This window comes from Allorhizobium sp. Av2, from assembly GCF_021462805.2.
Taxonomy (GTDB): domain Bacteria; phylum Pseudomonadota; class Alphaproteobacteria; order Rhizobiales; family Rhizobiaceae; genus Allorhizobium; species Allorhizobium vitis_G.
On the sequence record NZ_CP192696.1, the window covers coordinates 1,998,309 to 2,012,787 of the forward strand.

Annotated in this window: 14 protein-coding genes; 9 read left to right on the forward strand and 5 right to left on the reverse strand. The window is 57.5% G+C overall.

Going from position 1 to position 14,479, the window contains the following annotated elements:
- Positions 1 to 49: 49 nt before the first annotated feature.
- The 3 genes from FS819_RS09600 to FS819_RS09610 all read right to left on the reverse strand — a co-directional run bounded on the left by FS819_RS09600 (position 50) and on the right by FS819_RS09610 (position 2,431).
- Positions 50 to 643, reverse strand: a complete 594-nt coding sequence (locus FS819_RS09600; RefSeq protein WP_156546396.1) for a lytic transglycosylase domain-containing protein — start codon at positions 641 to 643, stop codon at positions 50 to 52.
- A gap of 295 nt (positions 644 to 938) precedes the next feature.
- Positions 939 to 1,697, reverse strand: coding sequence for an N-acetylmuramoyl-L-alanine amidase (locus FS819_RS09605; protein WP_156546398.1), 759 nt, complete (start codon positions 1,695 to 1,697; stop codon positions 939 to 941).
- Positions 1,694 to 2,431: a TerB family tellurite resistance protein gene (locus FS819_RS09610; protein WP_156546400.1), complete on the reverse strand. Its 738-nt coding sequence runs from the start codon at positions 2,429 to 2,431 to the stop codon at positions 1,694 to 1,696. The genes FS819_RS09605 and FS819_RS09610 overlap by 4 nt, the downstream gene beginning before the upstream one ends.
- A 320-nt stretch (positions 2,432 to 2,751) precedes the next feature.
- Here FS819_RS09610 and FS819_RS09615 point away from each other — a divergent pair, with 320 nt between their 5' ends.
- The 3 genes from FS819_RS09615 (at position 2,752) to FS819_RS09625 (ending at position 6,202) form a co-directional block, all read left to right on the forward strand.
- Positions 2,752 to 3,966 carry a pyrophosphate--fructose-6-phosphate 1-phosphotransferase gene (locus FS819_RS09615; protein ID WP_156546402.1) on the forward strand — a complete coding sequence of 405 codons (1,215 nt, stop codon included), beginning with the start codon at positions 2,752 to 2,754 and terminating at the stop codon, positions 3,964 to 3,966.
- A 240-nt stretch (positions 3,967 to 4,206) separates the two neighbouring features.
- Complete coding sequence (locus tag FS819_RS09620) at positions 4,207 to 4,842, forward strand: LysE family translocator (protein WP_156546404.1); 636 nt, start codon at positions 4,207 to 4,209, stop codon at positions 4,840 to 4,842.
- Positions 4,843 to 5,095: 253 nt separating this feature from the next.
- Positions 5,096 to 6,202 (forward strand): transglycosylase SLT domain-containing protein, encoded by a 1,107-nt coding sequence (locus FS819_RS09625; RefSeq protein WP_234624595.1) that lies wholly within the window; start codon positions 5,096 to 5,098, stop codon positions 6,200 to 6,202.
- A 54-nt stretch (positions 6,203 to 6,256) separates the two neighbouring features.
- Here the strand turns inward: FS819_RS09625 and FS819_RS09630 are convergent, their stop codons facing one another.
- On the reverse strand, positions 6,257 to 7,630 hold the full coding sequence (locus tag FS819_RS09630; protein ID WP_156546406.1) for a serine hydrolase domain-containing protein: 1,374 nt from the start codon (positions 7,628 to 7,630) through the stop codon (positions 6,257 to 6,259).
- Between the two features lie 292 nt (positions 7,631 to 7,922).
- Here FS819_RS09630 and FS819_RS09635 point away from each other — a divergent pair, with 292 nt between their 5' ends.
- From FS819_RS09635 to FS819_RS09650, 4 genes are all read left to right on the forward strand, one after another.
- Positions 7,923 to 9,170, forward strand: a complete 1,248-nt coding sequence (locus tag FS819_RS09635; RefSeq protein ID WP_156546407.1) for a BtaA family protein — start codon at positions 7,923 to 7,925, stop codon at positions 9,168 to 9,170.
- Positions 9,167 to 9,853 (forward strand): class I SAM-dependent methyltransferase, encoded by a 687-nt coding sequence (locus FS819_RS09640; protein ID WP_234624594.1) that lies wholly within the window; start codon positions 9,167 to 9,169, stop codon positions 9,851 to 9,853. The genes FS819_RS09635 and FS819_RS09640 overlap by 4 nt, the downstream gene beginning before the upstream one ends.
- Positions 9,854 to 10,070: 217 nt before the next feature.
- Entirely contained in the window at positions 10,071 to 10,874 is an 804-nt protein-coding gene (locus FS819_RS09645; RefSeq protein ID WP_156546409.1) for a glycoside hydrolase family 25 protein, read from the forward strand.
- A gap of 116 nt (positions 10,875 to 10,990) precedes the next feature.
- Positions 10,991 to 12,181 (forward strand): lytic murein transglycosylase, encoded by a 1,191-nt coding sequence (locus FS819_RS09650; protein WP_156546411.1) that lies wholly within the window; start codon positions 10,991 to 10,993, stop codon positions 12,179 to 12,181.
- A 165-nt stretch (positions 12,182 to 12,346) separates the two neighbouring features.
- On the opposite strand, the gene FS819_RS09655 is transcribed toward FS819_RS09650, so the two are convergent.
- On the reverse strand, positions 12,347 to 12,979 hold the full coding sequence (locus FS819_RS09655; RefSeq protein ID WP_197435819.1) for an HAD family hydrolase: 633 nt from the start codon (positions 12,977 to 12,979) through the stop codon (positions 12,347 to 12,349).
- Between the two features lie 401 nt (positions 12,980 to 13,380).
- Here FS819_RS09655 and FS819_RS09660 point away from each other — a divergent pair, with 401 nt between their 5' ends.
- Entirely contained in the window at positions 13,381 to 13,842 is a 462-nt protein-coding gene (locus tag FS819_RS09660) for a DMT family transporter (protein ID WP_337737673.1), read from the forward strand.
- The gene (locus FS819_RS09665) at positions 13,843 to 14,268 is read left to right on the forward strand and encodes a DMT family transporter (RefSeq protein WP_322192583.1); all 426 of its coding nucleotides are present in this window, start codon (positions 13,843 to 13,845) and stop codon (positions 14,266 to 14,268) included. It abuts the gene before it with no gap.
- The last annotated feature ends 211 nt before the right edge of the window (positions 14,269 to 14,479 follow it).

Here is a 14,479-nt window from a genome sequence, read left to right on the forward strand (position 1 = left end):
TCAAACCGTCTCCCCCTACAAGATCGGCAGAAGGGACGCTGTCAGGTTTTCAGCTGTTTTCAAGCGCCGCTTCAACCTGACCGCAATATTGCTTGGAAACCGGGTTCATGCGGGTCGCGCCGTGACCGGCATTATAGCGCAGGATGGCGCCGCAGGTATCGCCGCCGCCAAGCTGGTGGGCCATGGCGAGATATTTCATCCCGTATTTTAGATTGGTGGACGGGTCGTAAAGCCCGGCAACGGTGCCAGTATAGCCCATGGCGCGGGCGGTGGCGGGCTTGATCTGCATCAGGCCGACTTCGCCATGCGTGCCGCGCGCTTTCGGATTGAAACCGCTCTCGATCTTCACCACGGCACTGGCCAGTTCCACCGGCACGCCATATTGCTTGGCATAGGACGAAATCAGAGCGTGGTAGGGCGCCTTGCCAGTTGCCGCACCGGTATCGGCCTTCTGATCATCAGCCTCGGTTTTATTCGAGAGCCTGGTTTTCTCCAGGGGCTTGGCGAGGTCGGCTTGCTGTTTATTGGCACGCAACATGTCCATCAGGGTCAAGCCCTTACCGGCATCAGCAGCCTCGGCATGGGAAACAGCAGACATAGAAACGGCGATGCATGCCGCGGCAGCGAAAAGCGAGGTTTTCATGAAAAAGGTCAGTCTCCAGACAAAGGGGCGGACACGGATGCCAGCAAAGCGCACTATTTACCCGTCCACTGCCCATCAAAGGACAGCGATGTTCATCGCCCTCATCGTTGATATTTGCGAAAGACTTCCATTTTGGAAATCAAATTCGCTGTTCATCTCAACCGCTGCCGAGGAATACCATGGCTGCGACGGCTGCTGTTAGACAGACTCAATAAGGAAATCCTATGGCATGGTAAAAAGAGATGGTTTTCGACCCTGCCGAAAGCCGTCTGCCCACCACAACAGCCCGCAATTCTCAGCTGAACCGTGGCAACGCCGCCAGCAGACGGTGCAGGGTGTCGATGGTCGAATAATCAGCCACGCCATCGACCTTGGAGGGGCGAAAATGCAGCTGGAAACTTCTGACGACACCCTCGGTCGCCGAATCGAAATCCCCACTGATTTCAACAGGGTATCCATAGAGCGACAGCATGGACTGCAAGGCTTCGACCGGCTGGCCGCGATCGCCTCTCTGGAAGAACCGTCCACCAGTGATCGCGGTTGGTTCCACCCAATGCCCTACGCCCATGGCGTGCAGACGGTTCCAGGGGAAATGTTCGCCCGGATCGACCTTGCGAACCGGGGCAATATCGGAATGGGCCAGCACCCGCTCCGGGGCGATGGACCAGCGACTTGCACAATCCAGACACAATTGCGCGACGGCCTCGATCTGTTTTTCGGGATAATCCGGCAGGGAGGGATGTCCAGCATTGGCAATCTCGATGCCAACAGAGCGGGAATTGATATCGGTCGCGCCCGCCCAAAAACTCTTGCCAGCATGCCAGGCCCGACGGCTTTCCGGCACCATCTGCACGACATCACCGTTTTCACGCACCAGATAATGGCTGGAAACCTGGCTCTCCACAGTGCAGAGCCAGGAGAGTGCCGCCTCTTCGCTGGGCATGCCGGTATAATGCAGAATGATGGTGTCAGGGGCCGCACAGTCGATGCGCTCACCGTGGTTGGGGGATGGCACCACGACGGCGTCTGGATAATCGGCGATGAATGCAGTCATGCGGCCCGGCGTTCCTTTTCAATCGCGGCATAGGCCGCGTTGAAACTGGCCATTCGTTGATGGGCGGCGGCATGCATTTCCACCGGCAAGCCGCGCGCATGCAGCCGGTCTGGATGATGCTCTGAGGCCAGCGCCCGGTAGCGTTTGCGAATCGTGCCAAAATCGTCGCTGCGCGACACGCCAAGAATGCCATAGGGGTCGTGGTCGGGCGCGAGATGACGGGCGGAAATCTGTTCGAAGCGATCCTCGCCGATCTCGAAAATCTCGGCGATCCGCGACAGAAAAGCCAATTCCTTCTCGTGGATCAGCCCATCCGCCGTGGCGATGTGAAACAGGGCATCGACAATCTCTTCGAGCACAGGGCACCCTCTGGTGCGCGAGCCGCAGAGATTGGCGAGCTTTTCGGCATAGGCTTCGTAACCGGCAATATCCTGCTTGGCGAGATTATAGAGGCGCGCGACATTGCGGGCCTCCTCCGGCGGAAAATCGAAAATGCTGCGAAACGCATTGACCTCGGCCTGCGACACCACCCCATCCGCCTTGGCCATCTTGGCGGAAAGCGCGATGATCGCCACGGAGAAAGACACGCGCCTGCGCGTTTCCGGATCGCCTTCGAAGACGGTGCGGATCGCTTCGACAATCGACGACAGGACATTGCCAGCCGCGTCGCTGACCGCGCCGAGCAGCCGCTCCCAGAGTGACGATAATTGTTGGCAGGCGAAATCGAAAATCATTTTGACAGATTGACCAAATTATCACTTGAAATGCAAGGGAAGCACCCCATTGTTTCGGGTTAAACTTTGTTCACTTTCCAGGTTTTACCGCAGTGCGGAATCAGCGGATGCGTCACGTCTTCGTTGGCATACCAGCTTTTCCACAAGCCTCCCGCCCGCCGCTTTCCATTTGAAACGATTATATTTCCGTGGCTGATGACATTTCCACGAAACTGCGGATTTTGTTCGATTTTTCGCTTTACAGCATCCGGCCACTGTCGCATCCATTGGCACCATTTCGTAAACGTCTGCGGCGTTTTGTCCGCAAGAAGGAGGATTTGATGGCCAAGACCAAAGTCGCGTTGCTGACCGCCGGGGGCCTGGCGCCCTGTCTCTCATCGGCAGTGGGCGGGTTGATCGAGCGCTATAGCGACATCGCGCCCGATGCCGAGATCGTTGCCTATAAATCCGGCTATCGCGGCCTGTTGATGGACTACAAGATTGAGATCAACCAGCAGATGCGTGAACAGGCCCATGTCCTGCATCGCTATGGCGGCTCGCCGATCGGCAATAGCCGCGTCAAGCTCACCAATGTCGCCGATTGCGTCAAGCGCGGACTGGTGAAGGAAGGCCAGAACCCGTTGCAGGTGGCCGCCGAGCGCTTGGCCGCCGATGGCATTACCATTCTGCACACGATCGGCGGTGACGATACCAATACGACGGCGGCTGATCTCGCGGCCTATCTCGGCGCCAATGGCTATGACCTGACGGTCGTCGGCCTGCCCAAAACGGTCGACAATGATGTCGTACCGATTCGCCAGTCGCTCGGCGCCTGGACGGCGGCAGAGGTCGGCGCCCGCTTCTTCGACCACGTCTCCAACGAACAAAGTGCCGCGCCGCGCACGCTGGTCATTCACGAGGTCATGGGCCGCCATTGCGGCTGGCTGACAGCGGCCACCGCCCGCGCCTATATTCAGCGCATCCAGCATAATGAATATGTCGAGGGCTTCATGATGAATGAAGAACTGAAGACCATTGATGGTCTTTATCTGCCCGAGACCCATTTCGACATGGAAGCCGAGGCTGAGCGGCTGAAGGAATTGATGGACCGCACCGGCTTTGTCACCCTGTTCGTTTCGGAAGGAGCCTGCATGGACGAAATCATCGCCGACCGGGAAAAGGCCGGCGAAGAGATCAAGCGCGACGCTTTCGGCCATGTGAAGCTCGACACCATCAATGTCGGCGGCTGGTTCCAGAAGCATTTCGCCAAATTGCTCGATGCCGAACGCTCTATGGTGCAGAAGTCGGGTTATTACGCCCGTTCGGCTCCGGCCAATTACGAGGACTTACGGTTGATCCAGAGCATGGTGGATCTGGCCGTCGAAAGCGGGTTGAACGGCGTTTCCGGCGTCACCGGTCATGACGAGGACCAGGGCGGCAAGTTGCGCGCCATTGAATTCCCCCGCATCAAGGGCGGCAAGGCTTTCGACCTCTCCACCCCATGGTTCAAAGATGTGATGGACCATCTGGGTCAGAAATTCCGTCCGGCACATTGACCTCGACGTCGAATGGTGGCTTCTGTTTGCAGGCGGTGCTGACGGCATAATTGCCCGAAGCATGCCTGCATGACTGTTCGGGCCCACCTTGGGTTTTCCGAACGGAAATGACAGACTATTTATTGTGACAGCGCCGGTGCCAATGGCATGCGGCGCTGCTATGTTTGTATCGGAAGTGCCCGGGCCAGGATGAGGTTCACGACATCCCGCCACAGGCTTACCGAACACGGAGGCAGGCCCATGACATTTCAGGATTGGCTGTTGTTTTCAGCAGCAAGCGCTGCCTTCCTTGTTGTGCCTGGGCGCAATACCAAGCGGATCATTGCCTGTCGGCAAGCGGGCGGCGGTAGGGCTGCAACGCACTGCGTGCTGGGCAGCATGACAGGCTATGGCATTGCCGCCTGTCTGGTATTCGGCATGGCGCAAGCGCTGAGCAATATCAACGCTACGGCACTCTCTGCCCTGCGGTGGCCCGGCATGGCGGTGTTGATGGTTCTGGCACTCAGGCTCTGGCGGGCACCTTTGCACATCGGTCCGGTGGCCGATAACGACAATCTGGCCGACCGACGCGCCATGGTCATTGTGTCGCAGGCCGTGATCGGTTCGGCTCTGGATGCGCGAACGCTCGTCTTTCTGTTGGCGATCACCACGCAGATCACATCGGGTTTTTCGCCGTTCAGCGGCGATTTTCTGGCCATGGAACTGGCTTTTCTAGGCCTCGCAGCCGTTGTCTGCGGGATTCAGGCAATTTATGCACACGCTTTTGACAGGATGATTCGCCGCCGTTCGGCACGCCGTATGGTGCAGCCGAAGGGTAAATCCATGCTGATTTCCGCCCGCTCCGTCAGCGCCGGTTATCGCCGGATTGCCGCCTGAATCACGGCCTTTGACAGGTTATCCCCTTTTAGACCAAGGCATCGAAGATGCTCACGCATCCTCGCCTTGATGACATTGCAAATATCTCAAATGCATCAGAGGCTTGCGATATTTGCAAAGGGAATACCAACGGTCATTTTCAATGATCGTCGGCATTAGACTTCAAGGGGGCTGTCAAATTTGTGAATCCGATGTTAATAGTTCGTGCGTTGCCTGCGGGCAGCGCTCGTTTCAATAGCCGACGGACATCTGCATGACAGCGAAAACGGACCGCACGATTGCCATCAGCGTCACTGCTGTGATCGTCGCAGCCCTTTCCAGTTGCACCAATGTCAATGACAACTCCAAAGCCGATATAGCGCCAAAACCCGCATCGGCTCATCAAGCCGTTGCCGCCGCAGCGCAGCCAGGCGTCACACAGCCGGGCGCCAGTACCGTAGCACCGGCAAATGGCACCGTCGCAACAGGCGCCTCGACACCTGTAGCCGCCGCAAACGGCACGATGACGACGGTCGTTCCTGGCACGCAGGCCGTGACGCCTCCATCGCAATCTGCTGTCACCGCGCTTGCCAATACCGCATCGGGAAACAATGCGCTGGCCGCCATAAATGGCGCTTCGGGCACAGGCCAGACGGTCAATCTCGCGACTGGCCAAGGCCCCTATCCTATTCAGAAGCCAGGCCTGACGCAGGTCGCATCGCTCGGACCAACCGTCAGCACCGTGCCGTCTTCCGCCAATGCACCAGCCCGGATTTCGGACAACGAGCCGATCGGCCTTGAAAACGAAGCGTTGCAGCCGGATGTGATGGCCATGCATTCCGCCGTTCCCACGCCGCGCCCGGGTTCTGTTGCCTCATCGTCGGTCGCCTATGCCTCACCGGCCAAGCCGGTCGTCAAATCCTTCGCCCTGCTTGATGCACAATTCGACACCAGCGCCCCCGGCCCCGTGCCGAGCGCCACGCCGGAAGCCTCCAAAAGCTCCGCTTCAAGCACAAGTGAAACGGCAAGCCGCGGCCCGACGGTCATCAACGGCCTGGTCAACAAATATGCCGCCTTATACGGAATGCCCTCCGCGTTGATCCACCGGGTCATTCACCGCGAAAGCCGTTACAATCCGTCGGCCTATAGTCGTGGCAATTACGGGCTGATGCAGATCCGCTATAATACGGCCCGTTCTCTAGGCTATGAAGGTCCGGCAGAGGGTCTGTTCGACCCGGAAACCAACCTGAAATACGCGATCAAATATCTGCGCGGTGCGTGGATGGTGGCCGAAAACAACAATGACAACGCCGTTCGCCTCTATGCCCGTGGCTATTATTTCGATGCCAAGCGCAAGGGCCTGCTGGACGAAGTGCAGTAAACCACTTCGTCCATGCCGACACGGACCACTGTCCCTGTCTGTCGATTCGATTTCCTACGGCATTGCGTCCAGAACCGCTTTCAGCAATTTCTGCGGCCTGTAGTTATCCCAGGCAGGCGTCAGCCCCATCCGCAGCACAATCAACTTACGTGACGGGACAATCGCAATTGTTTGTCCATCATGACCCTGAAACCAGAGGGTTTCTTCGGTAATGCCGAAGGTGGAATCAGGTTCCCGGCCCGGCCCACTCCGCCAGATTTGCCCCTGTCCATAGGTGCCGCCTGATGCCTTTGTCGGGGTTCCCATGGTCTTTACATAGCCTTCCGGCAACAGACGCCGCCCCTGCCAGACACCGTCCTGCAACAGGCATTGGGCAAGCTTGGCCCAATCGCGGGCATTGGCATAGAGATAGGACCCACCTGCCAAAGTGCCGGTTTCGTCGGCCTCCAGCACTGCGCTGGCCATGCCGAGCGGCTTGAACAAGGATGTTTGAGGATAAGACAGTGCCTGTTCCGGCGGCAAGCTGTCCATCAGCAGGCGGGCCAGCAGCACGCTGGTACCGGTCGAATAGTGAAACTGCGTCCCGGGCGTCGCGTCCAGCGGCTGAAAGGCGACGAATGCCGCCTGATCCGGCTGAAGAAACAGCATGCGCGTTGCATCGCTGACATCACCATAATCCTCGTTGAACCGCAGGCCGCTTTCCATGCCCATCAATTGACGCAGCGTGATTGCCGCGCGCCCATCGGTCCATTGCGGCAAGAGATGGTCCTTGTCGAGGTCAAGCCCACCCTCCCCCATCCGCTGGCCAATCAGCATGGCCATGACAGTCTTGGTCATCGACCAGCCGATCAGCGGCGTATCGGGGCCAAAACCCTTACCATAGGCCTCACCAAGCAACTCTCCATCCCGAATCACCAGTGTGGCCCGCATCGATGGTCCGGTCAGGGCTGGATCAGCAAGAATGCCCGCCAGCACCGGGTCGGCGTGCGGTGCGCCCGTTCCATCCGGCCAGGGGGCTGGGTTCGGGTTCGGGGCTACCGAAGCCGCAAGCGGCTGCGGCAGATGCACCTTGCGAGCCGCATCGATTTTTCCATCGGGAACGTTGGCGCAACCCAGACCGGGCCGGGCAATGGCCGTGCTGGGTGCAAAAGCCCCGAACATATAGGCCGTGACCATGCCTGCATCCCTATCGACATTCAGCCGCAGGAAACGCAACAGCGGATGGCCCGGCGCCTGCACATCCTCAGCCAGAACCTCCATCGGATCACGCTTGGCGATGAACACATTGGAGCAAACGATCTTGGCGGCGTAGCCGGTGCCAACCCGCAGCAATTGCGGCGGTGCCAGCCAAAGCCACACGGCAGCCCCAACGATAAGCACCAGGACAGCAAGCAGCAATCTTTGGGCCAACCTGATCAGCATATGCATGCGATTTCCTCCCGCGCCGGATGACCTCGCGGATCGGGAACTTCGAACCGATATCCGTAAAATCCGATGCTTAAACAATAACCTGGAGCGAAAAGGTGATTCTGTTTTAGAGCCAGCCACCCGCAGTTCACATGCAAGCATGATTACGGCAGGCGTGAAAGGGTGTGACGGTTGAAAAACCGAGGGATTTTGAAGGCGCTCATCGTCTCATCACTGGTCAACAGGCCCCGTCATCAAACTGTATTGGACAGGCACTATTCCGATAAAAAATTCAGAACGGGGCACCCTCCACATGACAGAACTTGTTCCAGATGCCGGATTCCGCAAAAACCAGAAGCTGAAATCGGCGCTGCTTCAACACAATGCGCTGTCACGCAAAGGCCTGTCGGAGCGGTTGTTCGGCCTGCTGTTTTCCGGCCTGGTCTATCCGCAGATCTGGGAAGACCCGGATGTCGACATGCAGGCCATGCAGCTTGCCGCTGGACACCGTGTCGTTACCATCGGCTCCGGTGGCTGCAACATGCTGGCCTATCTGTCGCGCGAGCCTGATAGTATCGACGTCGTCGATCTCAATCCGCATCACATCGCCCTCAACAAGCTGAAGCTGGCCGCTTTCCGGCATTTGCCCGATCACACCGCCGTGGTGCGGCTGCTTGGCACCGACAATGCCCGCAGCAATGCCTCCATGGTCGAGCAATATGTGGCACCGCATCTGGACGCCACCACGCGGCGCTACTGGAGCCGCCGCACCCTGACCGGACGCCGCCGCATCCGGGTGTTCAACGGCAATTTTTACCGCACCGGCCTCTTGGGCCGCTTCATCACCGCCACCCATATTCTGGCCCGCCTGCACGGCGTCAAGCTGGAAGAAATCACCCAGTGCCGCACTCCGCGCGAACAGCGGCAGTTTTTCGAGACCCGCATCGCGCCGCTGTTTGAAAAGCCTTTTATCCGCTGGCTGACCAATCGCAAAAGCTCGCTGTTCGGCCTCGGCATTCCGCCGCAGCAATATGACGAACTGGCCAGCGTTTCGGAAACCGGTACCATCGCCCCAGTGCTGAAGGGTCGGCTGGAGAAGCTCGCCTGTCATTTTTCACTGCGGGATAATTATTTTGCCTGGCAGGCCTTCGCCCGCCGCTATCCCAAATCCCATGAGGGCGCATTGCCGGATTATCTGCGGGCCGATTACTACGGCACGATCCGCACCAGCGTTGATCGCGTCAATGTCCATCATGCCAGCTATACCGAATTGCTCTCCACCAAGCCCGCAGGCAGCGTCGACCGGTTCATTCTGCTTGATGCCCAGGACTGGATGACCGACGAACAGTTGAACGATCTGTGGACCGAAATCACCCGCACTGCCGCCAAGGATGCGCGGGTCATCTTCCGGACCGCCGCCGAAAAAAGCGTGATCGAAGGCCGGATTTCCCCGGCGCTCGCCGATCAATGGTCCTATCTGAAAGACCTGTCCGTGCATTTCAACGCGCTCGACCGCTCGGCGATTTACGGTGGCTTCCATATCTATGAGAAGACGGCATGAGCGATGCCCCTATTGGCCGGAACAATTCCGGCCCGAATCTTGACCGGCACCATGCCAGCAAGATGGATCAGGTCTATCGCAGCCAGCGTCATATCTATGACCTGACCCGCAAATATTACCTGCTTGGGCGCGACACAGCCATTGTCGGACTGGACCTGCCGAAGGATCGCAGCCTACTGGAAGTGGCCTGCGGCACGGGCCGCAATCTGATCTGCACCGAGCGGCTCTATCCGATGTCGCATCTCTATGGTCTGGACATTTCCAGCGAAATGCTGGTGCAGGCCAGGCGTAATTTTCGCGGTCGCCCCCGCCAGCCAGATCTGCGCATCGCCGATGCCTCGACGTTCACCGCCGCCGATTTTGCCATGACCGGTTTCGACCGCGTGCTGATTTCCTATGCCCTGTCGATGATCCCCGACTGGCAAAAAGCGATTGCCTGTTCGCTTGCCGCCTTAAACCCCGGCGGCTCGCTGCATATCGTCGATTTTGGTCAGCAGGAACACCTGCCGAGTTGGTTTCGAACCGGGCTGCATGCTTGGCTGGCCCGATTTCACGTTAGCCCCCGGGCCAACATGCGCGAAGAACTAGCCGCCCAGGCCGAGGCCGCAGGCGCAACGCTGAGCTTCTCGCCGCTTTATCGCGGCTATGCATGGCATGCCATCGTGCGCCGCCCGGCGGCCTGACAGTTCGCCGTTCTTTCCGGCCCAATAGGTCGGTATTTTCGATCGATTGATCTGAGCTGTTGAAAATAACCACATTTTAACGATGATGAAGCAAAGTCAGGCTGGAGGTTTTCCAGTCCGGCTTCATCGGATCGGTGATCTCCTGATGTTCCGCGTCTTTTGATCTTGCCATAGGCATGTGCTGCCTTGGCATAACAGTTGAATGAATGGGTTTTCGATGCGGTCGCTGGTCCTGGCACTTATTCCGATTTGTTTGGCGATGGCGTCCTGCACCTCGACGAGCTACGATTTCATGGAAACCGGCTCGATCCAGCCGAAATTCCAGGATAAGGACCCGCAGGATTTCGGCGTCAACTCCCCACATCGCCATCAGGTCCACGGCATCGACGTGTCGAAATGGAACGGTAACATCAACTGGATGCAGGTGCGCCAGTCCGGCGTTTCCTTCGCCTTCATCAAGGCCACCGAAGGCAAGGATGTGATCGATCCAAAGTTTGCGGAATACTGGCAGCAGGCCAATGCGAGCGGCCTGCCCCATGCACCCTATCATTTCTATTATTTCTGCTCCAGCGCCGACGAACAGGCCGATTGGTTCATCGCCAATGTGCCGAAAGCCTCAATGGATATGCCGCCTGTTCTCGATGTCGAGTGGAACCATACATCTAAGACCTGCACCAAGCGGCCCCCGGCTGATGTGGTGCGCAGCGAAATGAAACGCTTCATGGACCGGCTGGAAGCCTATTACGGCAAGCGCCCAATCATCTATACATCTGTTGATTTCCATAAGGACAATTTGCAAGGCGCGTTCCAGGATCATTATTTCTGGGTCCGGGCCGTCGCCAAACACCCCTCGGAAATCTATCCGGACCGCCGCTGGGCCTTCTGGCAATATACCTCGACCGGCGTCATCCCCGGCATCAAGGGCGACACAGACATCAACGTCTTTGCTGGCACCCAGCAGAACTGGCGCAAATGGGTGCAGGCCGTTTCCCTTCCGACCCAACAGACCGCAGCGAACTGACCATTCCAGGTCGCAGTTTTGCGTCATGCCGGGGAAAACCCGGCTCCTCTCCATGCTTCCGTCACAAAGCTTCGGCAGAGCGAAGCATGTTCTTTTCATATCCGGGGGCTTTATCCATGCATATCCTGTCTCGCTTCACGCTCGCAGCCGTGTTGAGCGGCCTTATGGCCGGCACGGCCTTTGCCCAGGCACCGCAATGCGGCGGTGATCTCAATGCGTTCCTGGCTGGCGTCAAGGCGGAAGCTGTTGCCAATGGCGCCTCGGCCGAGGCTGCCGACAAGGCGCTGGCCGGTGCGCAGATCGACCAGAAAGTGTTGGGACGCGACCGCGCCCAGGGCGTGTTCAAGCAGACCTTTACCGAATTTTCCACCCGCACCGTTTCCAAAGGCCGGTTGGACCAGGGAAAGCAGAAATTGCAGCAATATAGCGCGGTCTTTGATCGTGCCGAAAAGGAATACGGCGTTGCCCCCGGCGTGATCGCCGCCTTCTGGGCAATGGAAACCGATTTCGGCGCAGTCCAGGGCGATTTCAACACCCGCAACGCCCTGGTGACGCTGGCGCATGATTGCCGCCGCCCGGAACTGTTCCGCCCGCAATTGCTGTCGCTGATCACCATGGTTCAGCATGGCGACCTCGACCCCGCCACCAATACCGGTGCCTGGGCCGGTGAAGTCGGCCAGGTACAGATGCTGCCCAAGGATATCGTTGCCTTCGGCGTTGATGGCGACGGCGATGGCCATGTGGCGCTAAAATCCAGCTCACCCGATGCGATCATGACGGCGGCGAAATTCATCCAGCATCTCGGCTTCAAGCGTGGCGAGCCGTGGATTCAGGAAGTCACCGTGCCGGACACCCTGCCCTGGGAAAAGAGCGGCTTCGACAGCGGCATGAAGGCGGGCGACTGGTTCAAGCTTGGCGTTACCCCGCGTGACGGCAATACCAAATTTGCCGGTCTGGAAGGCGAACTGGTGCTGCCGCAGGGCCGCAAGGGACCGGCCTTCATCACCTATCCGAATTTCGGCATTTATCTGGAATGGAACAAGTCGTTTATTTACACGACCTCTGCCGCCTATTTCGCCACACGTCTCGAAGGTGCCGATGCTTATCTGAAGGGCAATCCGGAACAGGGATTGACCGATGTGCAGATGAAGGAATTGCAGACCAAGCTGAAGGGTCTCGGCTATGATGTCGGCGAGATCGACGGCATTCTGGGCGGCGGCACCCGTGATGCCGTGCAGAAGGAACAGCTGAAGCGCAACATCCCAGCCGATGGCTGGCCGACACCGGCGCTGTTAGCCGCACTGTAAAATATAAAAAAACAGAGTCTGTGAGGCCGCGCATCCGAAGGGATGGGCGGCCTTTTTATGCCCATGTGCCGTAACGAAGAATACGAAGAGTCATCTTTAATGACGCTTGGTATCGCACTGCGACAGCATCTGAGGATGCGCTTGACTAAACATTGGCGGTCGCCGTCACGCAGCATCATGCCCCCGCATTAACCAATCAGCGATCTGCGACAAGGATGAGAAGACGCTTCCCCCCGCGGCAAGAATCGCAGCCGTATCCGTTTCGGCGCGATCCACACCGATAAACGCAAGGCCCGCATCGCGTGCGGCCTGCATGTCTTTGATGCCATCGCCAATGTAGACCGTGTTGGCTTTATCGAGATCAGGAAACTCGACAAGCATTTCATCAAAAACCCTACCCGAAGGCTTGTGAAATTTGGTGTCAAAGCAGCCGTAAATTCCTGCGGGTTTAAGAGTGGAAAGTTCGCTTGCGGCAAGCTGCTGCTCGATCAATTGCCGCTCGCAGGAGGAGACGATGATGAGGTTATATTTCGTTTGCAACCATTCGAGGGCGGATTTCGCGTCCCTGTGCGGGATCAAGGGAAACTCGCTATCCATGGCCGAATACTGAGAAAGGGCGGCGTCCAGCTCGGAGCCGGAAATGGAGAAAACGGTTTCGAAAAGCGCCGTGTGGGCAATTCCCCAATGCTTTTCAATGTCCTGTCGCGCAATGTCACGACTGAACATTCTGCGACCCAGTTCCACGATGGCAGAGATCTTGCATTGGCGTGTCTGCATAATGGTGTCGTCGTAGTCCAAGACACAGTAACCGCAGCCTGTGAAGGCTAGAAGCATTTGGCATTCCCGACATAGGTTTCAGGAGACAATTCCGCCAGCAACTGGAAATGCATAAAAACAAAGAGATTAAGAGTTTCAATGCCTCCCCGAGGCGCTGAAGTTCATTCTTAAAAAAACATCTTACCTTCTGTCGGCGCGACAATTAGTTGATTTTTTTATTTTGTCAATCTGAGGATGCGGCCGTTGCAAAAGCGGTGTTTTATAGGGCACCTACATTGCTACAGCCGGATTGGATGGGCGAAACAAGCCAGAAGTGACCTTGAGACTTACGGACGTGTATGTTCGCAGATATGCACTCGATGGACGCAAGCGACAATTCCAGAGCAGAGTTTATTGATTTTTTTAGAGCGCAAAACGAGGCCGTGAATCCGAAAATCCTATCTCTCACAGCCGCCCTTGGCTCGGGTGGCCTTTTGGCCGTGATGGCGCATTTGAATGGTGTGCTGACAATGCACGGCGGTGCCGTGCTCGCGTCCTGGATTGCCCATGGCACCGGCACATTAACAGCACTGGTGTTTATACTGGTGTTCGCGGCCTTTGGCCGGAAAGAACAGCTCAAAGTCACCTCACAGGCTCCAGCCTGGGCTTATCTCGGCGGCGTATCCGGGGCGGCCACGGTTATTCTCATCAGCCTTGCCGTGAACTCACCCATCGCCCTTTCGGGAGCGATTGCCCTGACGCTTGTTGGACTAGGGCTTTTCAGCCTCGCAGCAGATTGGTGGGGATTGTTTGGCTTGTCAGCACGGCGGGTGACGCTCCGCGACGTGGCAGCCATGATCCTGATTATCGCGGGCAGTTGCCTCATGGTTTTCTATGGAAAATAAATGATGATGGTTTCAATCTTTTTTGCCGCAATCGCCGGCGTCCTCATTGGCCTGAGCCGTCAGTTGAATGGCAGACTGAGCCTTACCACGACCGCTCTCGTGGCGTCTTTCTGGAACCATATCGTTGGCTTTGCAGTGCTGACGATACTGGGTCTGGCCTACGGCGAACTTTCGCGTCCAGGTGTTTTCGAAGCGCCGCTCTACACGTTTTTTGGTGGCACGCTCGGTGTGATCTTCGTGGCATCAGGTAGTTGGCTGATTGCCCGTATCGGCGCAACGGCTACAGCTATTCTGATTATTGCAGGTCAGATGGGTACAGGTCTCATTCTCGACATCCTGCACGGCACAGAAATGTCCTACAGCTTCACCGGCTTGGGCCTCGCCATGATCCTGGGCGGTGTGGCGCTGATACAGCGCAGAGACTGAGAAAACCTAATACACCGAACCAAATGGTTGTGTCCGCGGAGTTTGGCTCAGCGCATAACAAAAAGGCTACAGCATAATTCCTTAAAACAGAAGGATGCGCGGTTTTTTCGTGCTCGACAGAGCGGATTGCATCTTCGATAAAGATTGGCGTGATTTGTCCTATCCTCGTCAGAAAGCGGTATTTCGCCGGGGAATTTCATCGTTAGATTGA

What these genes read in the sequence shown, in the direction of transcription:
- FS819_RS09600 (WP_156546396.1), bottom strand. Translation starts at nt 643, where the DNA reads ATGAAAACCTCGCTTTTCGCTGCCGCGGCATGCATCGCCGTTTCTATG.
- FS819_RS09605 (WP_156546398.1), bottom strand. Translation starts at nt 1,697, where the DNA reads ATGACTGCATTCATCGCCGATTATCCAGACGCCGTCGTGGTGCCATCC.
- FS819_RS09610 (WP_156546400.1), bottom strand. Translation starts at nt 2,431, where the DNA reads ATGATTTTCGATTTCGCCTGCCAACAATTATCGTCACTCTGGGAGCGG.
- FS819_RS09615 (WP_156546402.1), top strand. Translation starts at nt 2,752, where the DNA reads ATGGCCAAGACCAAAGTCGCGTTGCTGACCGCCGGGGGCCTGGCGCCC.
- FS819_RS09620 (WP_156546404.1), top strand. Translation starts at nt 4,207, where the DNA reads ATGACATTTCAGGATTGGCTGTTGTTTTCAGCAGCAAGCGCTGCCTTC.
- FS819_RS09625 (WP_234624595.1), top strand. Translation starts at nt 5,096, where the DNA reads ATGACAGCGAAAACGGACCGCACGATTGCCATCAGCGTCACTGCTGTG.
- FS819_RS09630 (WP_156546406.1), bottom strand. Translation starts at nt 7,630, where the DNA reads ATGCATATGCTGATCAGGTTGGCCCAAAGATTGCTGCTTGCTGTCCTG.
- FS819_RS09635 (WP_156546407.1), top strand. Translation starts at nt 7,923, where the DNA reads ATGACAGAACTTGTTCCAGATGCCGGATTCCGCAAAAACCAGAAGCTG.
- FS819_RS09640 (WP_234624594.1), top strand. Translation starts at nt 9,167, where the DNA reads ATGAGCGATGCCCCTATTGGCCGGAACAATTCCGGCCCGAATCTTGAC.
- FS819_RS09645 (WP_156546409.1), top strand. Translation starts at nt 10,071, where the DNA reads ATGCGGTCGCTGGTCCTGGCACTTATTCCGATTTGTTTGGCGATGGCG.
- FS819_RS09650 (WP_156546411.1), top strand. Translation starts at nt 10,991, where the DNA reads ATGCATATCCTGTCTCGCTTCACGCTCGCAGCCGTGTTGAGCGGCCTT.
- FS819_RS09665 (WP_322192583.1), top strand. Translation starts at nt 13,843, where the DNA reads ATGATGATGGTTTCAATCTTTTTTGCCGCAATCGCCGGCGTCCTCATT.